Origin of the sequence: Curtobacterium sp. KBS0715, from assembly GCF_005938005.2 — a bacterium.
Classification (GTDB): Bacteria; Actinomycetota; Actinomycetes; order Actinomycetales; family Microbacteriaceae; genus Curtobacterium; species Curtobacterium flaccumfaciens.
Map to the genome: position 1 here is coordinate 2,693,815 of NZ_VCCA02000001.1, position 23,193 is coordinate 2,717,007.

Below are 23,193 nucleotides of genomic sequence, written 5' to 3' on the forward strand. Positions count from 1 at the left end.
GCCTAGGAGTTGACGCGGCCGAGGAAGCTGCCGTCGCGCGTGTCGATCTTCACCAGGGTGCCGCTCTCCAGGTACAGCGGGACCTGGATGCGGTGGCCGGTCGCGATGATGGTCGCGTCCTTGGTGCCACCGGAGGAACGGTCGCCCTGCAGGCCGGGCTCGGTCTCGACCTCGGTGACGATCGACGTCGGGAGCTCGACGTACAGCGGGTTGCCCTCGTTCATCGCGATGGTGACCATCGCGGACTCGAGCAGGTAGTTCTTGGCGTCGCCGACCACGGTCGCGGAGACCGGGATCTGGTCGTACGTGTCGGTGTCCATGAACACGTAGGAGTCGCCGTCCTCGTAGAGGAACTGGTAGTCACGACGGTCGACGGTCGCGGTGTCGATCTTCGCGCCGGCGTTGAACGTGCGGTCGACGACCTTGCCGGAGACGACGTTCTTGAGCTTCGTGCGGACGAACGCGCCGCCCTTGCCCGGCTTGACGTGCTGGAACTCGACGACCGACCACAGCTGGCCGTCGATGATGAGAACGGCGCCGTTCTTGATGTCTGTGGTACTGGCCATGAGTCGTCGGTGTCCCGTTCGGTCGTGTTGTGAAGTGTCCTCGGGCCGCGGACGGCCCCGGACGAGTGTAGCGGACGCCCGCCCGGCGGCCGGAGCGGCACGCGCCGCGGTCAGCGTCGCCGTCGGGCGAGCCAGGCGTCGATCGCCGCCCAGCCGAGCAGCACCACCGCCGCTCCCCCGAGCAACCCGCCCGCGACCCCGGTGGACAGGGCCGCCGTCGGTCGTGCCGGCAACGCCAGGTAGACGATCGCCAGGATCCCCGCTCCCGCGCCGAGCAGCACGAGCAGGATGCGCCGGATCATGCCGGACACGAGCTGCCGGTCGCGGCTGTCCGCGAAGAGCCGGATGTTCACCGTGAACCGTCCGGTCTCGATCGCCTCGCCGATGCGGTCCACCCGGCGGGGCAGGCGTCGGGCAGCCGACACGACGCCGAGCAGTTCCTTCGCCGCCAGGTCGCGGAGCTTGCCGGGCCGGAGCTGGTCGGTGATCTGCTCCCGGGCGAGTCCGCGGGACTCCTCGAGCAGGTCGAACGACGGTGCGAGCGTGCGGAGGGTGCCCTCGAAGATGGCCAGGGCGCGGGCCGCGGCGACGAAGTCCGGCGGCGGCTTCAACCGGTACCGCCCGAAGACCTCGACCGCGTCGTCCACGGTGTCGACACCGATGCGCGCACCCGGGCCGAGCTCGTCCGCGACGAAGCGGGCGATGTCCCGACGGAAGTCGGGCTCGTCGTGCGCATCGCGCACGGGCGCCATCCGCAGGACGGCATCGGCGATCCGCGACGTGTCGTCCTGCAGGTAGGCGGCCAACAGGTCCTGGACCGTGTCCCGGAGACCCGGGTCGAGCCTCCCGACCGATCCGAAGTCGATCAACGCGGGCCGCCCGTCGGGCAGCACCAGGACGTTCCCCGGGTGCAGGTCCGCGTGGTACAGGCCGTCGAAGACGACCTGGCGCAGGAAGGCGCGGAGGATCGCGCGCATCGGCGCGTCGAGGTCCCGCTCGGAACGCTCGGCGCGGATCGCGCTGAGCGTGTCGCCCTCCAGGAACTCCATCACGAGCACACGCCGGCCGGACAGGTCCGGGTAGGGGTCCGGGAACCGGACCTCGTCCGGACGCGCGCTGCGGGCCTGGGCCGCACGCAGCGCCGTGAGGTTCCGGAGCTCGGAGACGAAGTCCACCTGCCGGATCAGGTCGTCCGCGTACTGGCCGGCGATGTCCTGCACCCCGACCTGCCGCGCCTCGGTCGACCACCGGGCCATGAACCGGACGACCCGCAGCGCGATGTCGACGTCGCGACGCACCGCGGCGTCGATCCCCGGCCGCTGCACCTTCACGGCGACCGCGGTGCCGTCGGACAGCCGGGCGCGGTGCACCTGCGCGATGGACGCCGCTGCGACAGGCACCGGGTCGAAGGTCGCGAAGACCTGGTCGACCGGGGCACCGAGCTCCTGCTCGAGGAGCGCACGGACCTCGTCCGCCGGCGCCGCCGTGACGTTCCGCTGCAGGTGTGCAAGTCCCTCGGTCCACTCCTCGGGCAGCAGGTCGTCGCGGGTGGAGAGCAGCTGGCCCATCTTCACGAACCCACCGCCGGCTTCCTCGAGGGCCCGACGCAGGTGCTCGGCCTGGTCACGACGCAGGTCCGAGGTGGCCGGGTCGTGCGAGAAGTCGAGACGACGGAACGGCACCAGGTGGTGGCGGCGGGCGATCGAGAGGAGTTCGGTGAAGCGCCGACCACGGGAGCGCAGGGTGCCGGTGTCGGCATCGCGCGGGCCGGAGAGGTCGCTCAGTCGGGGTGGGGTGGGCACGCCCGCCAGTCTGCTCCCCGGTGCTGGGTCCGCAGCGTGCGGGTGGTGCGGTCCGTCACGTGGTCCCGTCCTCCTCCACAGCCTGGAGGCCCGGCGCGGCTTCCACAGGTCGGCGCGGGCCCGGCGCGGGGCTCGGTCCTGGAGCGGACACTCGTGCCGTGGAGACCGCACTGATCGCGGCGTGCATCGCCGCCGGAGCGGCGATCGTCGCGGCCGTCGTCAGCCGGTTCGGGGCGTGGCCTGGCATCGGTTCACCTGGGTCACCGTCTCGACGCGTGTCACCTGGTGGTGGCGCAGGACGCGACGGGTCCTGCGATGACCGGCGTGGCTAGACGCCGACCTCCTGGTAGGCGGTGAAGAGCAGGTGGTCCTCGGGTCCCTCGAGCACGACGGGCTTGCCGACGCCGTCCAGGATGATGAACCGCAGCATGCCGGCACGGGCCTTCTTGTCGCGACGCATCGTGGCGAGCAGCCCCTGCCACCGACCGACACCGTACGAGGTCGGCAGGTCGAGCGACTCGAGGATCGCCCGGTGCCGGTCGACCGTGGCGTCGTCCAGGTGGCCGGTGAGCCGGGCGAGTTCGGCGGCGAACACCATGCCGACCGACACCGCCGCCCCGTGGCGCCACTGGTACCGCTCGGCGTGCTCGATCGCGTGCCCGAGGGTGTGTCCGTAGTTCAGGATCTCGCGTCGGCCCTGCTCGGTGAAGTCGTCCGAGACGACCTCGGCCTTGAGCGCGATGGCGAGCTCGACGACCCGGCGGAACTCCGGCGTCGTCGGGTCGGTCACCCGGTCGACGTCGGCCTCGACGATGTCCAGGATCTCGGGCACGGCGATGAACCCGGCCTTCACGATCTCCGCGAAGCCGGTCAGGATCTCGTTGCGCGGCAGCGTGCGGGCGAGGTCGAGGTCCACGACGACGGCGCGGGGGGCATAGAACGCGCCCACCAGGTTCTTGCCCTCGTTCGTGTTGATGCCCGTCTTCCCGCCGACGCTGGCGTCCACCATGCCGAGCACGCTGGTCGGGACGGCCACGTACGGCACACCGCGCAGCCAGGTCGCGGCGACGAAGCCCGCCAGGTCGGTGACGGCACCGCCACCGAGGCCGATGACCGCGTCGGTTCGGGTGAAGTCGGCCTGCCCCATGATCTGCCAGCAGAACGCCGCGACCTCGACGCGCTTGGCGCCCTCGGCGTCGGGGACCTCGGCGATCAGGGCTTCGAGCCCGGCCTCGACCAGCAGCGCACGGAGCTCGTTCGCCCGGGCACCGAGCGTCGGCGAGTGCACGATGAGGACCTTGGCGACACGCGGGCCCAGGATCGCGGGCAGGGCGCCGAGCAGGTCCGTGCCGACGGCCACCGTGTAGCCGTCGTCACCGCCGACCCGGATCTCGGTGGTCCCGGCGGGCAGGGTCGACTCGGTCACGGTGCTCCTTCGGTGCTGGTGGTGCTGCTGGTCGTGCTGCCGGGCGCGGCGGTGGTGCCGCTGCGCTCGGTGGTGCCGGCGTCGCTGCGCTCGGTGGTGCCGGCGTCGCTGCGCTCGGTGGTGCCGGCGTCGCTGCGCTCGGTGGTGCCGGCGTCGCTCCGCAGCCACGTGACAACCTCGTCGACCACGCGGGACATCGGCCGGCGGGACGTGTCGACCACGACGTGCGCGAGCTCGGCGTAGGTGGCGGCCCGCTCATCCATGATCGTCTGCCAGGCGTCAATCCCGCCGTTCGCCAGCAGCGGCCGGTCGGACCCGGCGATGCGGTCGGCGACGGCCTCGGGCGACACGGTGAGCAGGACGATGCGCGCCCCGCTCAGGGCCTGCCGGGTGTCCGCGTGGGTGACGGCTCCGCCACCCACGGCGATCACGCCGCCGATGGCCAGCGCTGCCCGCACGGCCTCGGCTTCGAGGGCGCGGAACGCCGGCTCACCGCGGTCGGCGAAGATCCCGGGGATCGGCCCGTGCTCGCGCACGATGACCCGGTCGGTGTCCGTGAACGGGACGCCGAGGACCTTCGCCACCCGCTTGCCGACACTCGACTTGCCGGCGCCCATCGGGCCGATGACGACCACGGGCGCATCGGCGCGTCGGATGTCGGTGCTCACAGGTCGGTCGAGGTCGCCGACGGTTCGGTCCGGCGCGTCCGCAGGGTCTCCGGGATCGCGGCGAGGTAGGCGTCGAGGTTGCGCTTCGTCTCGACGACGTTGTCGCCGCCGAACTTCTCGAGCACGGCATCGGCGAGCACCAGGGCCACCATCGCCTCGGCGACGACGCCCGCCGCGGGCACGGCACAGACGTCCGAACGCTGGTGGTGCGCCGAGGCGTCCTCACCGGAGACGACGTCCACGGTGTGCAGGGCGTGCGGGATGGTCGCGATCGGCTTCATGCCGGCGCGGACCCGCAGCACGGTGCCCGTGGACATCCCGCCCTCGGTCCCACCGGCGCGGTCGCTCGTGCGGTAGATCTCGCCGTCCTCGCGGTACAGCTCGTCGTGGGCGGCGGAGCCCCGGCGCCCGGCGGTCGCGAAGCCGTCGCCGACCTCGACGCCCTTGATGGCCTGGATCCCCATGATCGCCGCGGCGAGGCGGGCATCGAGCCGGCGGTCCCAGTGCACGTGCGAGCCGAGGCCCGGCGGAACACCGTAGAACAGCACCTCGACGACGCCGCCGAGGGTGTCGCCGTCCTTCTTCGCGGCCTCGACCTCGGTGACCATCCGTGCCGAGGTCTCGGGGTCGAAGCAGCGCAGCTGGTCCTCGTCGAGCCGGTCCACGTCGTCGGGCAGCGGCAGCTCCGTGCCGTCCGGGACCCGGACGGTCCCGACCTGCAGCGTGTGCGCCACCGAGCGGATGCCGAGTTCGGCCAGGAACGACTTCGCGACGGCGCCGAGCGCCACACGGGCAGCGGTCTCGCGGGCGCTCGCGCGCTCCAGGATCGGGCGGGCCTCGTCGAAGCCGTACTTCTGCATGCCGACCAGGTCGGCGTGACCCGGACGCGGTCGGGTGAGCGGGGCGCTCCGCCCGCGGGACATCTCGGTGGACTCGATCGGCTCGGGGTTCATGACCTCGACCCACTTCGGCCACTCGGTGTTGCCGATGCGGATCGCGATGGGGCTGCCGAGCGAGTAGCCGTGCCGGACGCCGCCGGACACGTGCAGCTCGTCCTGCTCGAACTTCATCCGCGAGCCACGGCCGTAGCCGAGCTTGCGGCGCGCGAGATCGGCACGGATGGACTCGAACGACACCGGGACACCCGCGGGCAGGCCCTCGAGCATGGCGATCAGTTCGGGTCCGTGGGACTCACCAGCAGTCAACCAACGAAGCATGCGGCAATCCTCCCACAGCGCACCGCCGTGCGACGTCGCCGTCCTACTGGTAGTCGGGGTGCGCCCGGAGCCACGCCTGGAACTGCTTCACTGCGACGAGGTGCTCGTCGTAGGTGTTCGAGAACACCGTCTCGCCGGTTTCCAGGTTCACCGTCACGAAGTACAGCCACTTGCCCGGAGCCTCGTTCGTCACGGCCTTGATCGCGATGTCCCCGGGGTTCGAGATCGGTGCCGGCGGCAGCCCCTCGTGCACGTACGTGTTGTACGCGTTCGACTCGTCGGCCCGTTCGGCGTCGGTCGTCGTCACGGTGTGCGTGTTGCCCGTGCCGTAGGCGACGGTGGCGTCGGACTGCAGGCGCATGCCCTGGTCGAGGCGGTTCTGGAACACCCGGGCGACCTTCGGGTAGTCGGCCGCGAGGCCGGCTTCCTTCTGCACCAGCGACGCGAAGACGATGGTGCGCTCCTGGTCGGCCTCCTTGACGCCGGCGGCGGACAGGTGCTCCTTCATGGTGTCGACCATCGACTTGAAGTACTGCTCGGCGGTCCAGCCCGGGTTGATCGGGTAGGTCGCGGGGAAGAGCCAACCCTCGAGCGTGGTGACGCCGGACGGCAGGTCGTAGGCCGTCAGGTCCTTCGCGGCCGCGTCGACCTCCTGCTTGGTCAGGCCGGCCTTCGAGACCATCCCGGCCTCGATGTCGGCGAGTGCGGTGCCCTCGGGGATGATGATCGACGCCTGCACCCGGTTCTTCGTGTCCTGCAGTGCCGCGAGCGCGGACTTCGAGCTCATCTGCTTCTTCAGCGCGTACGAACCGGGCTGGAACTGCACGTCCGGCGAGGCCAGCAGGAGCTTGTAGAACACCTTCGAGTCCTTGACGACGCCGCTGCGCTGCAGCGTCGCGGCGACGTTCTCGCCGATGTCACCCTGCTTGATGGTGATGGTCACCTTCGAGGTGCCGTCGCCGGTGTAGTCGTCGGGTTCCTGCGCGCCGCTGATCGCCGCGATGAGCTGCTGGAACTTGGGTGCGGCGAAGGTGTAGGCGCCGACGCCGGCGGCGAGCACCACCGCGACGATGACGAGTCCGGCGACGAGCGGTCCGCGTCGGCGCTTCGGCCGTGGCTCCCGGGGCGGCCTGGAGGCGCGGCCTCCCCCGCCTCGTCCCCCGCGGCCACCGCCTCCCGCGGCGCCACCGCCGCCGGTCACGTCACCGTCGTCCGTCCCGTCGGCCCCGGATCCGCCGCCCGCAGCGGTCGCCGCGCGCTCCGTCGGCAGCTCGCCGGTCAGCAGTGCGGCGACCTCGGGGTGCAGGTCTTCGGGACGGGTGGCGATCGGCGCGTCGGCGGGTGACGTGGGGCGTTCGTCACGTGCGGCTGGTGGGGAATCGATGGTCCGCTCGGCGACCGGCGACTCGTCGGTCGCTGCGACGCGGGCCCGTTCGGCCTCGAGGGCTCGGGCTTCGCGTCGGGACATCGGAGGCACCGGCGGTGGGGTCACCTGACCAGCGTCGTCGCGGTCATCGGTGCCTGTCGTGCGGTCGGAAGTCGTCTTCCGCCGCTCGGCGTCGTTGCCGGGCGCGATGATCGCGTTCCAGTCCAGATCGTCTGCCAACGTCCTCGGTCTCTCGGTCGGGAACTCCACCTGGGCACCGTCGTCCTCGCAGCTGACGACGAGAGCACCCATGTGCGGTACCGGGCAGCCCTGTCAGGGAAGCGTGGTGCCCGGAGGGGCACCGGCACTGCGCTCGTGGTCGAGCGCGTGTTGCAGAATGATAACAGCGGCTGCTTGGTCGATCACGGCCCGGGACTTCTTCGTGTTCTTGCCGGCCTGGTGCAGCCCCCGCTGGGCCGTCACGGTCGACAGTCGTTCGTCGACCAGACGCACCGGCCGTCGCGCCGCGATCCGGGCGGCGAAGACACGGGCGTCCTCGGTCGAGGCCGTGTCCCCACCCGACATCGACAGGGGCAGCCCGACGACGACCTCGAGCACGTCGTACTCGTCCGCGAGCTCGAGGATCCGCCGGAGGTCCCCCGAGTCGTCACGCCGGACGGTCTCGACCGGCGTCGCCAGCAGGCCGTCGCGGTCGCACACGGCGACCCCGATCCGGGCGCGTCCGACGTCCACGCCGAGGCGACGCCCGGACCGGATGCCCACGGTCAGCCCGCGAGCCGTGCGGTCACGGCACGCAGCGCCGCGGGGAGCGCGGCCGCGTCGGTCCCGCCGCCCTGCGCCAGGTCCGGCTTGCCGCCGCCACCGCCACCGAGCACGCCGGCGGCCTCCTTCGCGAGGGGGCCCGCCTGCACGCCCGCAGCACGAGCAGCGTCGTTGGTCGCGACGATCACGATCGGCTTGCCACCGACGACCGCCCCGAGCACGACGACGGCCGCGCCGTCACCGAGCTGGCCTCGCACGCCGGTGGCGAGCGAGCGCAGGTCGTCGCCGGACTGCAGGCCGTCGACCGTCTCGGCGACCACGGTGGTGGCACCGACGGTCGTGGCGTTGCGGGCGATGGCGGGCACGCGCTGCTGCAGGTTCGCCGACTCGTACTCGGCGAGCTTCTTCTGGGCGGACCGGAGGTCCTCCATCAGGTTCTGGACGCGGGCCGGCAGGTCGGCACGGGGGGCCTTGAGCGCGCTGGAGAGCTGCGACACGATCGTGCGCTCGACGGCGAGGTCGCGGAACCCCTCGAGCCCGACCAGTGCCTCGACCCGGCGGTTCGTCGAACCGACGCTCGACTCCCCCACCAGGTTGACGAGCCCGATCTGCGCGCTCGAGGCGACGTGCGTGCCACCGCAGAGCTCGCGGGACCACGGGCCGCCGATGTCGACCATGCGGACCTCGGCGCCGTACTTCTCACCGAACAGGGCCTGTGCCCCGAGGGCCTTCGCCTCGTCGATGGGCAGGATGCGCGTGGAGACCTCGAGGTCGGTGCGGATCGCGGTGTTCACGACCTCCTCGATCTCGGAGCGTGTCTCGAGCGAGACCGGCTGCGACCACGAGAAGTCGAGGCGCATGTAGCCGGACTTGTTGTACGAACCGGCCTGCAGCGCCTCCGGCCCGAGGATGTCGCGGAGGGCCGCGTTGACCAGGTGCGTCGCGGAGTGCGCCTGGGTCGCACCGCGGCGGTACTCCGCGTCGACGACGGTGCTCGCGGCGTCGCCGACGCCGACCTCACCGGAGCGGACCTGCACGGTGTGGCTCCACAGTCCGGAGACCGGTCGCTGGACGTCGAGGACCTCGAGGTCGAACCCGTTGCCGACGATCGACCCCTGGTCGGCGTCCTGGCCGCCGGACTCGGCGTACAGGGAGGTCTCGCCGAGGATGACCTCGGCGATGTCGCCGGCGACCGCACGGTCGACGCTCACGCCGCCGACGATGATGCCGAGCACGCGCGTCTCGGCCTCGAGCGCGTCGTAGCCGAGGAACGTCGTCTCGCCCTTCGCCCGGAACGCGCTGTACACGCTGAGGTCGGCGATCGCGGTCTTCTTGCTCTTCGCGTCGGCCTTCGCCCGGGCACGCTGCTCGGACATCAGGGTCTCGAACGCCGTGCGGTCGACGTGGACGCCGGCTTCCTCGGCCATCTCCATCGTCAGGTCGATGGGGAACCCGAAGGTGTCGTGCAGCAGGAACGCCGTGTCGCCGCCGATCGAGGGGGCGCCGTCCTGCTTCGCGCGCTCGACGGCGACGTCGAGGATGGTGGTGCCCTGCGCCAGGGTGCGGAGGAAGGTCTCCTCTTCCGCGTAGGCGATGCGGGAGATCCGGTCGTAGTCGGACGCCACCTCGGGGTAGGCGTCGCGCATGGCGTCGCGGGACGCCGGGAAGAGCTCGGGGAACGTGGGGGCCTCGACACCGAGCAGGCGCATCGCGCGGACGGTGCGACGGAGCAGCCGACGGAGGATGTACCCGCGGCCCTCGTTCGACGGGCTCACGCCGTCGGCGATGAGCATCAGCGAGGAACGGACGTGGTCGGCGATGACGCGCATCCGCACGTCGTCCTCGTGCACGGCACCGTAGCGCCGGCCGGAGATCTCGGCCGCGCGGTCGAGCACCGGGCGCACCTGGTCGATCTCGTACATGTTGTCGACGCCCTGCTTGATGAAGGCGACGCGCTCGAGCCCCATGCCGGTGTCGATGTTCTTGTTCGGCAGCTCGCCGGTGATCTCGAAGTCGTACTTCGACCGCACGTCGGCGATCTGGTACTGCATGAAGACGAGGTTCCAGATCTCGACGTACCGGTCGTCGTCCGTCGCCGGGCCGCCGTCGATGCCGTACTCGGGGCCACGGTCGAAGAAGATCTCCGAGCAGGGACCCGCCGGTCCGGGCTGTCCGGTCGACCAGTAGTTGGTGTCCTTGCCGAGGCGCTGGATCCGCTCGTCGGGCAGCGAGGAGTGCTGCTTCCAGAAGCCGATCGCCTCGTCGTCCTCTTCGTAGACGGTGACCCAGAGGTCGTCCGGCGAGAAGCCGAGCCCGCCGTCGGTCTCCGGCTTGGTCAGGAACTCCCAGGCGAACTGGATCGCCTGCTCCTTGAAGTAGTCGCCGAACGAGAAGTTCCCGTTCATCTGGAAGAACGTGCCGTGGCGAGGGGTCTTGCCGACCTCTTCGATGTCGTTCGTGCGGATGCACTTCTGCACGCTCGTCGCCCGCGGGAACGGGGCCGGGATGAGACCGGTCAGGTACGGGATGAACGGCACCATGCCGGCGACCGTGAAGAGGAGCGACGGGTCGTCTGAAACGAGGGACGCGGACGGGACGACGGTGTGGCCGCGGTCACCGAAGTACTGGAGCCAACGGCGGCGGATCTCTGCGGTCTGCATGGTGCTTCCTGGGTTCAGGTCGTGGGTGGAGGAGGGTCGTGGCTGCTCGGTCGGAGCGCTCAGACGTCGGTACGGAGCTCGGCCTCGCGCGACCGGTAGCCGTCCGCGACGGCTCCCGTGAAGGCCTTCGTCTTGGCGTTCACCTCGGCGAAGAGCCGGGCGCCACCGGAGGTCTGGGCGACCCGGTGTGCGACGGCGAACCCGATGACGATGCCGACGGCGACGAAGAACAGCTGCTTCACGGTGCCTCTCCCTCTGTGCACCCGGGCGGTGCATGCCCGGACAAGCTTAGTCGCCGGTGCCGGAACGCCGAACGGCGGGTCGCCCTCGAGAGGACGACCCGCCGTTCGGGTGTGATCAGTGGATCAGCGAGCTGCGTAGTACTCGACGACGAGCTGCACTTCACAGGTCACGGGGACCTCGGCGCGCTTCGGGCGACGCACGAGGCGGGCCTGGAGCTTCTCGATCTCGACCTCGAGGTAGCCCGGGACCTTCGGGAGGACTTCCTGGTGGCCACCGGCAGCGGCGACCTGGAAGGGCTCCATCGACTCGGACTTCGCCTTGACGTGGATCAGCTGGCCCTCCTTGACGCGGAAGGACGGGCGGTCGACGAGCTTGCCGTCGACCAGGATGTGGCGGTGCACGATCAGCTGACGGGCCTGCGCGGTGGTGCGGGCGAAGCCGGCACGGACCACGAGGGCGTCGAGGCGCTGCTCGAGGAGCTCGACCAGGTTCTCACCGGTCAGGCCCTTCGTCTTGCGGGCCTCTTCGAAGACGATGCGGAGCTGCTTCTCGCGGATGCCGTACTGGGCGCGCAGACGCTGCTTCTCACGGAGGCGGACGGCGTAGTCGCTGTCCGCACGACGGCGCGTACGGCCGTGCTCACCGGGCCCGTAGGGGCGCTTCTCGAGGTAACGGGCAGCCTTCGGCGTCAGCGGGATGCCGAGTGCGCGCGACAGACGGGTCTTGCTGCGGGTACGTGACTTGGTAGACACAGGGTCCTTTTCTCTGTTCGAACTGAATACTCACCGGAGGCCGGGCACGCGAGTGCCGGTGGCCCCGACGACGGGATCCAGAGGGATGAGCCTGTGGGATCGGACGGCTACAGTCCGAACCTCTGCCCCCGTACCACCGGAGTGGCACTCTGTCCTCGACGCAGCCGTGCTCGAGGACCAGGACGTAGGCCCGGTAATGCTAGCAGCATCGGGGCGAGCGCAGAAGCACCGACGCTAGTGGCCGCGTGTGATCTTCCGGAGCCGTTCGAGCCGCGGCCCGACCTCGCGCTCGTAGCCGTTGGCCGTCGGCGTGTAGTACTCGGTGCCCTCGAGTGCGTCCGGCAGGTACTGCTGCTCGGCGACCCCGTGCTCGGCGTCGTGCGAGTAGACGTACCCCTTGCCGTGCCCGAGGCGCTTCGCCCCGGCGTAGTGCGCGTCGCGCAGGTGCATCGGGACCGTGCCCATGCGCCCCGCCTTGACGTCGGCCATCGCCTGGTTGACCCCGTTGTAGGCGGCGTTCGACTTCGGCGCCGTCGCCAGGTAGACGACCGCCTCGGCCAGCGGGATCCGTCCCTCGGGCATCCCGATGAGCTGGACGGCCTGGGCCGCCGCGACGGCGATGGGCAGGGCCTGCGGGTCGGCCATGCCGATGTCCTCGGACGCGGAGATGATGATCCGCCGGGCGATGAACCGCGAGTCCTCGCCGGCCTCGATCATCCGGGCGAGGTAGTGCAGGGCGGCGTCGACGTCGCTCCCCCGCACCGACTTGATGAACGCGCTGATGACGTCGTAGTGCTCGTCACCCTGTCGGTCGTAGCGCAGCAGGGCCCGGTCGACCGCCGCCGCGACGGTGTCGGCGTCGACGACGGGCACGGTGTCGTCGTCCTCGTCCTGCGCGGCGGTGGCCGACGCCGCCGCGGCCTCGAGCGCCGTCAGGGCGCGTCGGGCGTCACCGGACGCGAGCCGGATGATCGCGCTGCGGGCTTCGTCACCGAGGACGACGGCACCGCCGAGCCCGCGGGGGTCCTCCACGGCGCGGTCGACGAGCATGCCGAGGTCGGGATCGGTGAGCGGTTTGAGCGTCAGGAGCAGCGAGCGGGACAGCAGGGGCGAGATCACCGAGAACGACGGGTTCTCGGTGGTGGCGGCGATCAGGATGACCCACCCGTTCTCGACACCGGGCAGCAGGGCGTCCTGCTGGGCCTTGCTGAACCGGTGGATCTCGTCGAGGAACAGCACCGTGGTCGACCCGTACAGGTCGCGGTGGGTCAGCGCCTTCTCCATGACCTCGCGCACGTCCTTCACGCCGGCGGTCACGGCGGAGAGCTCGACGAACTCGCGACCGGACTGCCGTGCGATGGCCTGCGCCAGCGTGGTCTTGCCGGTGCCGGGCGGTCCCCACAGGATCACGGAGACCCCGCCGGGGTTCTCACGCGTGCCGGTGGCGAGCTGCACCAGGGGCGAACCCCGGCCGAGCAGGTGCTGCTGACCGGCGACCTCGTCGAGGCTGGTGGGGCGCATCCGGACGGCGAGCGGGACGGAACCCTGCGCGAGACCGGCGCGACCACCCGTGGTGGGCGCGTGCATTCCCGAACGATCCGCTGCCATCCTGCAATCGTAGGCCGGTCCACCGACGCAGGCCGCGCCTCCCTGCTGGTGACGGCGACCGTTCGGCTACGCTCGTTGCACACTGCGACGAGAGGGCAGACCAGCACCGTGGCACCGAAGAACCCAGCGCGTGACAACCGTGAGGCACGCGAGCGCCTCCGCCTCTACCAGGCCCGCCAGGGCCTCCACGAGCGGCAGCGACGCCGCCGCGTGCGGGACAACCTGATCGGCGCCGGTGCCCTCGTCCTCGTCGCGGCCCTCGCCACCGGGTCGCAGCTCGCCTTCGCCGGATCGCGGGGGTCGGACGCCCCGGCCCCGAGCGCCTCCGCGTCGTCGACGGCCACGCCGTCGGCCAGTGCCACGGCCGGCAACACCGGCGACGTGCCGAGCAAGTCGATCGCGAAGGGCGCGACCTGGACCGGCACCCTCACGCTCAACAAGGACATCGACCTCGGCATCGAGCTGGACGGCGCGAAGGCGCCGCAGGCCACGAGTGCCGAGATCTCGTTGATCCGTGAGCAGTTCTACAACGGCACCACCTGCCACCGGCTCGCCGACAGCGACGGGCTGAAGTTCCTGCAGTGCGGTTCCGCGAACGGCGACGGCACCGGCGACGCCGGCTTCGAGTACGGCCCGCTCGAGAACGTGCCGGAGGACGGCGTCTACGAGAAGGGCACGATCGCGATCGCACGGTCGGACTCCCCGTACTCGCAGTCGACGCAGTTCTTCATCGTCTACGGGGACACCACGCTCGACGGCTCGACTGGCGGATACACGGTCGTCGGCAAGGTCACGAGCGGGCTGTCCGAGCTCGAGTCGAAGATCGCCGCGAAGGGCATCGCGTCGCCCGGCAGCGACGGCACCGGCGAGCCGAAGGTGGCGACGAAGATCACCGACGCGACCATCGCGGAGCAGAAGTAGTCCACAACCCGTCGCACCGGTCGGGCGGCGGAGCCCGTCCGTGCAATAGGCTGACGACCTGACCGTGCCGACGGTGACGTCGGCGATGCACGACCACGATCGAGGCGAGACCTGTGGGATCTGACGAAGCAACGACCTGGGGGCGGGTCGACGAGAACGGGACCGTGTACGTCCGGTACGAAGAGACCGAACGTGCTGTCGGTGAGTACCCGGACGCCACCCCCGAAGAAGCCCTCGCCTACTTCGCGCGGAAGTACGCCGACCTCGAGGGGCAGGTGAAGATCGCCGAGCAGCGCGTCCAGCGTGGTGCGTCGGCGAACGACGTCGCCCGGACGGTCGAGCACCTGACCGCCCTGGTCGCCGATGCACGCGTGGTGGGTGACATCAAGTCGCTCGAGACCCGCGTGGGCGCGCTCACCGAGCAGCTCGGCTCGCTCACCAAGGAGCAGGCGGAACAGGCGCAGCAGGCGCTGCAGGACGCCCTGGCGCACCGCACCGCCCTGGTCGAGGAAGCCGAGGCACTCGCCGCGGTGGACCCGGCGCGCGCGCAGTGGAAGCAGATCACGGCGCAGCTCGACGACGTGTTCGCGCGCTGGCAGCAGCACCAGCACGACGGGCCGCGGATCCCCAAGAACGAGGCCAACGACCTCTGGAAGCGGTTCCGCGCAGCGCGGTCCACCGTCGACCAGCACCGTCGTGCCTTCTACTCCGAGCTCGACGCACAGCACCGTGACGCCCGGACCCGCAAGCAGGAGCTCGTGGCGCAGGCCGAGGCCCTCGCGCCCCGCGGCTCCGATGCGATCCCGGACTACCGCCAGCTCCTCGACGACTGGAAGAACGCCGGGCGTGCCGGCAAGCGCCACGACGACGCGCTCTGGGCGCGCTTCAAGGCCGCCGGAGACGTGCTGTTCGAGCAGCGCCACGCCGAGAGCGCAGCCGAGAACGAAGAGTTCTCCGCCAACCTCGAGGCGAAGCAGGCCCTGCTGACCGAGGCCGAGCCGCTCCTGCAGGCGACCGACCGGGTCGCCGCGCGCAAGACCCTCACCGGCATCCAGCGCCGGTGGGACGAGATCGGCAAAGTCCCCCGCGGCGACGTCCGTCGGGTCGAGGACCGCCTGCGCGCCGTCGAGGACCACGTCCGTGGGCTCGAGGACGCGCACTGGAAGGAATCGAACCCGGAGCGCAAGGCCCGTCAGAACGGTCTGGCGAGCCAGCTGGAAGACGCGATCGGCAAGCTCCAGTCCGAGCTCGCGGCGGCACAGGCCACCGGCGACGCCCGGAAGATCAAGGACGCGCAGGAAGCCCTCGACGCCCGCAAGATCTGGCTCGACGCCCTGGGCGGCTGAGCCTCCGCACCACGAACGACGCCCCCGTGACCGATCGGTCACGGGGGCGTCGCCGTACCAGGGGCACCAGCGGGCGAACCAGGCCAGCGTGCCGGCAGGTCAGACCGGCGTGGGCAGTCCGAGCAGCAGTCGGATGTCGAGGTCGTCCTGCCGCATCTGCGCGGCGAGCTCGTCCATCGACGAGAACTTCACCATGCCGCGCACGTACGACACGAAGAGCACCGAGATCCGGTCCCCGTACAGGTCGATGTCGACGTCGAGCAGGTGCGCCTCGATCTGCTTCGCCGGCACGCCCTCGAACGTCGGGTTGTTGCCGACCGACACCGCTGCCGGGTAGACGGTGCCGTCGTGCAGCACCCGGGCGGCGTAGACGCCGTCGGCGGGGACGAAGCCCTCGCACGCCGGGTCGAGGTTCGCGGTGGGGTACCCCATCGCCCGGCCGCGCTGGTTGCCGTGCACCACGACGCTCCGCACGGCGTGCTCCCGCCCGAGGAGTCGTGCGGCCTCGGCCACGCGGCCCTGGCCCAGGAGCTCCCGGATCCAGGTGGAGGACACCCGGCGCTCACCGTCGGGTCGGACGTCGTCGATCAGGTCCACATCGTCGATGAGCTCGACCGTGAACCCGTGCTGCTCCCCCAGGGCACGCAGCAGCTCGACGTCGCCGGCGCCCTTCGCGCCGAAGCGGAAGTCGCTGCCGACGAAGACGAGCCGGGCGTGCAGGGTGTCGACGAGGATCTCGGACACGAACGCCTCGGGCGACTTCGACTGCAGTTCCTGGTCGAAGCGGAGCAGCAGGGTGGCGTCGACCCCGGCGTCCTCGAGCAGTTCGCGGCGCTGCGCGGTGCTCGTCAGGGCCGGCGGGACGTGCGGCGGGTCGATGACGTTGAGCGGGTGGCGGTCGAACGTGACCACGGTGGCCACGAGGTCGTGCTCGCGGGCGGCACGCTCGAGGTGTGCGATGACGGCACGGTGCCCGACGTGCACGCCGTCGAACTTGCCGATGGTGACCGCACTCGGCCCGAACCCGTCCGCCACGTCGGCGGTGTCCTCGTAGAACTGCACGGTGGCTCCTACTCGCTCGCCGGGGCGGTGGACGAGGACGCAGCCGGTGCCGCCGACTCGGTGATGGCGGTGCGGTGGTGCTTGCGGAGCCACCAGAGCCCGGCGATCGGCAGCACGAGCGGCGCGAAGGCGTAGCCCATGCCGTAGTACGACCAGATGGTGTCGTCGGGGAACAGCTGGCGGTCGAACAGCGACAGGGTGCCGATGACGAGCACGCCGGTCATCTCGAACACGATCGTGACGCAGGCGACCCGGTACCAGAACCGGCCGGGCACGATCAGGGCGATCATCGCGACGATGTAGACGACGGCAGCGATGGCACTGAGCGTGTAGGCGAACGGTGCGAACGAGAACTTCTCGATGATCTGCACGACGCTGCGTCCGGTCGCCGCCAGCGCGAGGATGCCGTACACGGCGATGAGGACGCGGCCGATGCCGGTCGCGAGTGAGGATCTGGTCGCCATTGCACCGATTCTACCGACGCGCGGCTCCGCGCATGACCTCCGGCGTCAGTTCAACGCGAACCAGATCTGGTACATCCGGTAGACCATCACCGCGACGGTGAAGGCGCCGGCACCGAGCACCACGGTGCTCCACTTCGTGCGGTCGATCAGTGCCCACACGACCGCGGCCGGTGGGACGAGCAGCACCGACACGGCGTACACCCCGAACTCGAGCGCGTTGCCGTCGGGCGGACTGCCCGTCGCCGGCAGCACGATCGAGATGACGCCCTGCACCAGGAGCAGCAGTTCGATGAGCACGAGGGCGCCGACGGTGTAGTCGTTCGGCTTCCAGCCGATGAACCCCACGACGACCGCGAAGAGCCCCACGATCACGGCGAGCACCAGCTGCACCCACATGTACCACTCGATCACGCGCGCGCTCCGGTCTGCGAGGAGGACGACGCACCGGGCGTCGGGAAGTTCGTGATGACCCGGAGCAGTCCACGGCGGACGGAGACGAGGCCGACCAGCCGGTCGTCGGACGCGGTGACCGCTGCCACCGGACCGTCCGAGTCGGGGTGCTCGGCCGCGACGCGCTTGCCGTCGGTGAGGTCCTTCGCCGAGGCTGCGTCGAGGGTCACGGACGAGAAGAGTCGCCGGGCGATGTCCGCCGGACGTGCGAGCGCGGCGCGGACGTCGACGGCGTCGTCCTCGAGGTCGATGGCGTCCTGCACGTCGAACGGTCCGACGCGGGTCCGCCGGAGCGCGACGAGGTGCGCCCCGGTGCCGAGGGCAGCGCCGACGTCACGGGCGAGTGCGCGGACGTAGGTGCCCGACGAGCAGGTCACGACGACGTCGAGGTCCACCACGGCGACGTCGGTGCCGTCGACGGCGACGGTCCGCTCGTTCCGGGTCGTCACGTCGAACTGCGAGACGGTCACCGTGCGGGACTTGAGCTCCACCGCCTCGCCCTTGCGCGCCAGGTCGTAGGCGCGGCGCCCGTCGACCTTGATCGCACTGACCGTGGACGGGACCTGGTCGATCACGCCCCGCTGTGCTGCGACAGCGGTCTCGACGGCGTCGTCCGAGACGTCGGCAGCGGCCACACCGACAGCAGCGGTCGGCGTGCCGTCGGCGTCGTCGGAGTCCGTCGAGACGCCGAGCCGGATGGTCGCGGTGTAGGTCTTGTCGAGGCCCACCAGGTGCGTCAGCAACCGGGTGGACGGCCCGATGCCGAGCAGCAGCAGCCCGGTGGCCATGGGGTCGAGGGTCCCGGCGTGGCCGACCTTCTTCAGGCCGAGGCGCCGTCGGGCGATGGAGACCACCCGGTGGCTGGAGATCCCCTGCGGTTTGTCGACGAGGAGGATGCCGTCCGGCGCGGTTTCGAGCACCAGGCGAGATTACCAGCGCCGGTCAGCAGGCGTCGTTCCACTCGCGGCGAGGGTGCTCGGGATCGGTGACGTCGAGCACGGCGGAGGCAGCGATCTTTACATCGGCGCGGCGCTCGAGCCGGCCGGACTCCTGCTCCACCCACAGCGACCAGCGCCACAGGGTGCGCACCCCGGGAGCCAGGACGCCCCGTCCGTGCACGATCAGGACACCGTCGCCGGCTCCGGTCGTGCGGAAGGGCGTCACCAGGTCGGACCGCAGCGTGTCCTGGTCGGCGGACGGCGCGGCGGCCGCCATCGCGGAGACCCCGTGCTGCTCGAAACCGTTGACGAGCGCGGCCGCGACCCGTTCGAGGTCGGTGCCGTCCTGCCCGTCGACGCCGATGACGGTGCGGTTCGTGCCGACCTGCGCGATCGCCTCTGCGGCGATCGCAGCCATCGTGTCGGTCTCTTCGGGTGCCCAGCGTGCCATGCCTCCACCGTAGGCTGTCGAGGTGAACGCGAGTCGGGCCTCCAGACCGGATGTGGACAAACCGACCGCGCGACGCGGTGTGCAGGAGCCGGCCACGCCGGAACGGCCCGACATCGCGACCCCGCTGATCGCGTGGTTCCGGCAGCAGGCGCGGGACCTGCCGTGGCGCCGCCCCGGCTTCCCCGCGTGGGGGACGCTCGTCAGCGAGATCATGCTGCAGCAGACGCAGGTCGCGCGCGTGATCCCCCGTCTGGAGGCGTGGCTCACCCGGTGGCCGACGCCTCGCGACCTCGCGGACTCGCCGCCGTCCGAGGCGGTGCGCGCCTGGGACCGGCTCGGCTACCCGAGACGCGCGCTCGCGCTCCACGCGGCGGCGACCGCGATCGCGACCCACCACGGCAACGTCGTGCCGCGAGACGTCGACGCGCTGCTCGCGCTGCCGGGCATCGGCGACTACACCGCGCGGGCCGTCGCGGTCTTCGCGTACGGCGACCGGCACCCGGTGGTGGACGTCAACGTGCGCCGCGTGCTCGCTCGTGCGGTCCTCGGCCAGGGCGAACCCGGGCCGGCGAAGGCGAAGCAGGACCTCCCGCTGATGGAGTCTGTACTGCCGGCGGACCGCGACGACGCAGCCGCCACGAACGCGGCCGTGATGGAGCTCGGCGCGCTCGTGTGCGTGTCCCGCTCCCCCGCGTGCGATGCGTGCCCGATCGCGGACCGCTGCGCGTGGCGTGCGGCCGGGTACCCGGAGCACGACGGGCCGCGGGCTCCGCGGCAGGCGAGGTTCGCCGGCAGTGACCGCCAGGTGCGTGGCCTGATCATGGCCGAGCTGCGCGCCAGCGACGTGCCGGTCACCCGGTACGAGATCGAACCGGTGTGGCCGGACGCCGACCAGCGCGACCGGGCGCTCGCGTCGCTCCTGCGTGACGGACTGGCCGTCGGGGACGACGCGAGCGGCTACCAGCTGCCCGGGATCTAGGAACGCGGCTCGGCGGAGCCGTCGGTCTCGGCGGCGTCGTCGGTGTCGTCGTCCTCGTCGCGCTTGTACGGATCGGCGTCGCCGGCGTACGTCGCGCCGACCGACGCTGCTCGCACCTGCTCGTCACGGACCTGGGCCTGAACGAGCAGGTCCTCCATGTGCGCCGAGGTCTCGGGCAGGGCGTCGGCGATGAACTCGAGCGACGGCGTGAGCCGGGCGGTGATGTTCTTGCCGACCTCGGACCGGAGCATGCCGGTCGCGGCCTTGAGCGCCGCGGCGGAGTCCGCACGCTCCTCGTCGGTGCCGTACACGGTGTAGAAGATCGACGCGTGCTGCAGGTCGCCGGTCACACGGACGTCGGTGATCGTGACGAACCCGAGTCGCGGGTCCCGCAGACCCTTGTCGAGTCGACGTGCGACGACTTCCTTGATGCGGTCCGCCATCTTGCGTGCGCGCTGCGGATCGGCCATTGGGTGCCTCCTGAGGCGATGGCGGGACGCTTCCCGCCGGTGGTCCTGCGTGGGAAAGGGGTCGGGCCCCGGCCTCCCGCACGGGGAGGCCGGGGCCCAGAGGAGTCACGCGATCAGTCGCGCGGCTTCTCGACGAGTTCGGTCGTCTCGACCTCATCGCCGATCTGGATGTCGTTGAACTTGCCCAGACCGATACCGGCTTCGAAGTCCGTGCGGACCTCGGTCACGTCGTCCTTGAAGCGACGCAGCGACTCGATGGCCAGGCCATCGGCGATCACCACGCCTTCACGGATGACGCGCGCCTTGGCGTTGCGCGTGATCGTGCCGGAGCGGACGATGACACCCGCGATGTTGCCGAACTTCGAGGAACGGAACACCTCGCGGATCTCGGCGACGCCCGACTGGACCTCTTCGTACTCGGGCTTGAGCATGCCCTTGAGGGACTGCTCGATGTCGTCGAGTGCGTTGTAGATGACCGAGTAGAAGCGCACGTCGATGCCTTCACGCGCCGCACGCTCACGGGCCTTGACGTCCGGACGGACGTTGAAGCCGATGACGATGGCGTTGTCGATCGTGGCGAGGTCGATGTCCGACTCCGTGATCGCACCGACACCGCGGTGCAGGATGCGGAGCTGGACGCTGTCGTCGACCTCGATGTCCAGGAGCGACTGCTCGAGTGCCTCGACGGCACCGGAGACGTCACCCTTGATGATGAGGTTGAGCGACTCGACCTTGCCCTCTTCGAGCGCACGGGTGAAGTCCTCGAGCGAGATGCGCTTGCGCGACTTCGCCAGCAGGGCGTTGCGCTCGGCGGCTTCACGCTTCTCGGCGATCTGACGAGCCGTGCGGTCCTCTTCGGTGACGAGGAAGGTGTCGCCGGCGCGGGGCACCGAGGACAGACCCTGCACCTGGACCGGGCGGCTCGGCGTCGCGGCCTTGACCGCGACCCCGTTCTCGTCCGTCATCGCACGGACTCGGCCGTAGGCCGTGCCCGCCACGATGGCGTCACCGACGTGGAGCGTGCCGGACTGGATGAGGACCGTGGCGACTGCACCGCGACCCTTGTCGAGCCGGGCCTCGATCGCGACACCACGGGCGTCCTTGTCGGGGTTCGCACGCAGGTCGAGACCGGCGTCCGCGGTGAGCAGCACGGCGTCCAGGAGTTCCTGGATACCGATGTTCTGCCGCGCCGACACGTCGACGAACATGACGTCGCCGCCGTACTCCTCGGCCACCAGGTTGTACTCGGTGAGCTGCTGGCGGACCTTGGCGGGGTTCGCGCCTTCCTTGTCGATCTTGTTGACCGCGACGACGATCGGCACACCGGCCGACTGCGCGTGGTTCAACGCCTCGATGGTCTGGGGCATGATGCCGTCGTCCGCCGCGACCACGAGGATCGCGATGTCCGTCACCTGGGCACCACGAGCACGCATGGCCGTGAAGGCCTCGTGACCCGGGGTGTCGATGAAGGTGATCGGGCGGTCGATGCCCTCGTGCTGCGCGACGATCTGGTACGCACCGATGTGCTGGGTGATGCCACCGGCCTCGCCCTCGACGACCTTCGAGTTGCGGATCGCGTCGAGGAGGCGGGTCTTGCCGTGGTCGACGTGACCCATGACGGTGACCACCGGCGGCCGCTGCTGCAGCACGTCGTCGTCTTCGTCCTCGAGTTCTGCGTCGAGGTCGATGTCGAAGCCCTCGAGGAGCTCCTTGTCCTCGTCCTCGGGCGAGACGATCTGGATCTTGTAGCCCAGCTCGTCACCGAGGACCTCGAACGTGGCCTCGTCCAGCGACTCGGTCGCGGTCGCCATCTCACCGAGGTGGAACAGCACCGTCACGAGGTTGCCGGGCATGGCGTCGATCTTGTCCGCGAAGTCCGAGATGCTCGCACCACGACGGAGTCGGACGACCGTGTTGCCGTCGCCGCGAGGGACCTGCACACCGCCGAGCGACGGTGCCTGACGCATCTCGTACTCGGCGCGCTTCGTCCGCTTCGACTTGCGGGCACGGCTCTTGCCGCCACCGCGACCGAACGCACCGGCGGTACCACCACCGGGGCCACGACCACGGCCACCGCCACCGGCGGGACGCGGGCCGCTGAAGGCCGGACGCGGGAAGCCGCCACCGGCACCGCCGCCGGCACCCGGACGGGCACCGGGGCCGCCACGGCCACCACCCTGGCCCGGGCGCTGCCCGAAGCCGTTGGGACGGTTGCCCTGACCGGGACCACCCGGACGCGGAGCACCCGGACGGGGCGTGCCCGGACGCGGGGGCTGCGGACGCGGGATGCCACCGCCACCGGCTGCGCCGGCGGCCGGGCGCTGGCCCATGCCCTGGTTGGACGAGTACGGGTTGTTGCCGGGGCGCGGCGGGCGCGAGCCCATGCCCTGGTTCGACGAGTACGGGTTGTTGCCCGGACGTGCACCGGGCTTGGGGCCACCCGGCTTCGGACCGGCGGCCGCGGGAGCCTTCGGGCTGGTGCCCGGCTTCACGGCGTCGGACTTCGGCGCCGCTTCGGTCGTCCCGCCAGCCTCGGCGGCCTGCTTCTCAGCGGCCTGCTTCTCGGCGCGGGCCTTCTGCGCGGCCTCGGCCTCGGCCTGTCGCTGGGCGACGGACTTCGGTGCGGCCGGCGCGGGCACGTCGGCAGCGGGTGCTGCCGGGGCCTCGGGCTCGGGAGCCGGTGCCGGACGAGCCGGACCCGGACGGGGGCCGCCGGGCTTGGGTGCACTCGACTTCGGCGCGCTGGCCTTGGCGGGTGCGCTCGGCGCGGAGGCCGAGGCGGCGGGCTTCGCCGCGGGGGCGCCGTCTGCCTGGAGGGCGGCACGGAGCTTCCGTGCCACGGGGGGCTCGATGCTCGAGCTGGCACCCCGGACGAACTCGCCGAGCTCCTTGAGCTTCTCGAGTGCGGTCTTGCTGTCGACGCCGAGTTCGCTTGCGATCTCGTGTACGCGTGGTTTAGCCACTGTTCTCCTTCACGGGTCCCACCCCGTGAAGGGGCAGGACTCAATGGATGACGGGTCT

21 protein-coding genes are annotated in these 23,193 nt (G+C 70.9%); 3 read left to right on the forward strand and 18 right to left on the reverse strand.

Features of this window, described 5'->3' with window-relative positions:
* Positions 1 to 2: 2 nt before the first annotated feature.
* From efp to FFG40_RS12910, 11 genes are all read right to left on the reverse strand, one after another.
* Positions 3 to 566, reverse strand: coding sequence for an elongation factor P (gene efp, locus FFG40_RS12860; RefSeq protein ID WP_027465745.1), 564 nt, complete (start codon positions 564 to 566; stop codon positions 3 to 5).
* A 110-nt stretch (positions 567 to 676) separates the two neighbouring features.
* Positions 677 to 2,368, reverse strand: a complete 1,692-nt coding sequence (locus FFG40_RS12865) for an AarF/ABC1/UbiB kinase family protein (protein ID WP_138803578.1) — start codon at positions 2,366 to 2,368, stop codon at positions 677 to 679.
* 328 nt (positions 2,369 to 2,696) lie between these two features.
* Positions 2,697 to 3,794 carry a 3-dehydroquinate synthase gene (aroB, locus tag FFG40_RS12870; RefSeq protein WP_027465746.1) on the reverse strand — a complete coding sequence of 366 codons (1,098 nt, stop codon included), beginning with the start codon at positions 3,792 to 3,794 and terminating at the stop codon, positions 2,697 to 2,699.
* A complete protein-coding gene (locus FFG40_RS12875) occupies positions 3,791 to 4,462 on the reverse strand; it encodes a shikimate kinase (protein ID WP_185974179.1) in 672 nt (223 codons plus the stop codon). The genes aroB and FFG40_RS12875 overlap by 4 nt, the downstream gene beginning before the upstream one ends.
* The gene (gene aroC / locus FFG40_RS12880) at positions 4,459 to 5,679 is read right to left on the reverse strand and encodes a chorismate synthase (protein WP_027465748.1); all 1,221 of its coding nucleotides are present in this window, start codon (positions 5,677 to 5,679) and stop codon (positions 4,459 to 4,461) included. Before aroC ends, FFG40_RS12875 begins: the two co-directional genes overlap by 4 nt.
* 43 nt (positions 5,680 to 5,722) lie before the next feature.
* Complete coding sequence (mltG, locus tag FFG40_RS12885) at positions 5,723 to 7,285, reverse strand: endolytic transglycosylase MltG (protein ID WP_260678873.1); 1,563 nt, start codon at positions 7,283 to 7,285, stop codon at positions 5,723 to 5,725.
* Positions 7,286 to 7,378: 93 nt separating this feature from the next.
* Entirely contained in the window at positions 7,379 to 7,822 is a 444-nt protein-coding gene (gene ruvX, locus FFG40_RS12890; protein WP_185974240.1) for a Holliday junction resolvase RuvX, read from the reverse strand.
* A gap of 8 nt (positions 7,823 to 7,830) precedes the next feature.
* Positions 7,831 to 10,488: an alanine--tRNA ligase gene (alaS, locus tag FFG40_RS12895; RefSeq protein WP_111023067.1), complete on the reverse strand. Its 2,658-nt coding sequence runs from the start codon at positions 10,486 to 10,488 to the stop codon at positions 7,831 to 7,833.
* A 59-nt stretch (positions 10,489 to 10,547) separates the two neighbouring features.
* Positions 10,548 to 10,730: a hypothetical protein gene (locus FFG40_RS12900; protein WP_027465751.1), complete on the reverse strand. Its 183-nt coding sequence runs from the start codon at positions 10,728 to 10,730 to the stop codon at positions 10,548 to 10,550.
* Between the two features lie 123 nt (positions 10,731 to 10,853).
* Positions 10,854 to 11,483, reverse strand: coding sequence for a 30S ribosomal protein S4 (gene rpsD / locus FFG40_RS12905; protein ID WP_017887166.1), 630 nt, complete (start codon positions 11,481 to 11,483; stop codon positions 10,854 to 10,856).
* Positions 11,484 to 11,717: 234 nt separating this feature from the next.
* Positions 11,718 to 13,070 carry a replication-associated recombination protein A gene (locus FFG40_RS12910; RefSeq protein WP_083404133.1) on the reverse strand — a complete coding sequence of 451 codons (1,353 nt, stop codon included), beginning with the start codon at positions 13,068 to 13,070 and terminating at the stop codon, positions 11,718 to 11,720.
* Positions 13,071 to 13,199: 129 nt separating this feature from the next.
* Between FFG40_RS12910 and FFG40_RS12915 the strand changes: the two genes are divergently transcribed.
* On the forward strand, positions 13,200 to 14,012 hold the full coding sequence (locus tag FFG40_RS12915; RefSeq protein ID WP_138803580.1) for a peptidylprolyl isomerase: 813 nt from the start codon (positions 13,200 to 13,202) through the stop codon (positions 14,010 to 14,012).
* Positions 14,013 to 14,125: 113 nt separating this feature from the next.
* Positions 14,126 to 15,358 (forward strand): DUF349 domain-containing protein, encoded by a 1,233-nt coding sequence (locus FFG40_RS12920; protein ID WP_027465754.1) that lies wholly within the window; start codon positions 14,126 to 14,128, stop codon positions 15,356 to 15,358.
* Between the two features lie 99 nt (positions 15,359 to 15,457).
* On the opposite strand, the gene FFG40_RS12925 is transcribed toward FFG40_RS12920, so the two are convergent.
* The 5 genes from FFG40_RS12925 to FFG40_RS12945 are packed head-to-tail and all read right to left on the reverse strand — an operon-like array spanning position 15,458 to position 18,723.
* The gene (locus FFG40_RS12925) at positions 15,458 to 16,420 is read right to left on the reverse strand and encodes a bifunctional riboflavin kinase/FAD synthetase (RefSeq protein WP_138803581.1); all 963 of its coding nucleotides are present in this window, start codon (positions 16,418 to 16,420) and stop codon (positions 15,458 to 15,460) included.
* An 8-nt stretch (positions 16,421 to 16,428) separates the two neighbouring features.
* Complete coding sequence (locus FFG40_RS12930) at positions 16,429 to 16,884, reverse strand: hypothetical protein (protein ID WP_138803582.1); 456 nt, start codon at positions 16,882 to 16,884, stop codon at positions 16,429 to 16,431.
* A 45-nt stretch (positions 16,885 to 16,929) separates the two neighbouring features.
* Positions 16,930 to 17,295: a hypothetical protein gene (locus FFG40_RS12935; RefSeq protein ID WP_138803583.1), complete on the reverse strand. Its 366-nt coding sequence runs from the start codon at positions 17,293 to 17,295 to the stop codon at positions 16,930 to 16,932.
* On the reverse strand, positions 17,292 to 18,254 hold the full coding sequence (gene truB / locus FFG40_RS12940) for a tRNA pseudouridine(55) synthase TruB (RefSeq protein ID WP_071244775.1): 963 nt from the start codon (positions 18,252 to 18,254) through the stop codon (positions 17,292 to 17,294). Before truB ends, FFG40_RS12935 begins: the two co-directional genes overlap by 4 nt.
* Before the next feature lie 22 nt (positions 18,255 to 18,276).
* Positions 18,277 to 18,723 (reverse strand): hypothetical protein, encoded by a 447-nt coding sequence (locus tag FFG40_RS12945; RefSeq protein ID WP_138803584.1) that lies wholly within the window; start codon positions 18,721 to 18,723, stop codon positions 18,277 to 18,279.
* 52 nt (positions 18,724 to 18,775) lie between these two features.
* On the opposite strand from FFG40_RS12945, the gene FFG40_RS12950 reads away from it, so the two are divergent.
* A complete protein-coding gene (locus tag FFG40_RS12950; protein ID WP_395876409.1) occupies positions 18,776 to 19,702 on the forward strand; it encodes an A/G-specific adenine glycosylase in 927 nt (308 codons plus the stop codon).
* On the opposite strand, the gene rbfA is transcribed toward FFG40_RS12950, so the two are convergent.
* On the reverse strand, positions 19,699 to 20,172 hold the full coding sequence (gene rbfA, locus FFG40_RS12955; protein ID WP_071244776.1) for a 30S ribosome-binding factor RbfA: 474 nt from the start codon (positions 20,170 to 20,172) through the stop codon (positions 19,699 to 19,701). The two genes, FFG40_RS12950 and rbfA, sit on opposite strands and share 4 nt — an antisense overlap.
* Positions 20,173 to 20,285: 113 nt before the next feature.
* A complete protein-coding gene (gene infB / locus FFG40_RS12960; protein WP_138803585.1) occupies positions 20,286 to 23,135 on the reverse strand; it encodes a translation initiation factor IF-2 in 2,850 nt (949 codons plus the stop codon).
* Positions 23,136 to 23,193 lie beyond the last annotated feature (58 nt).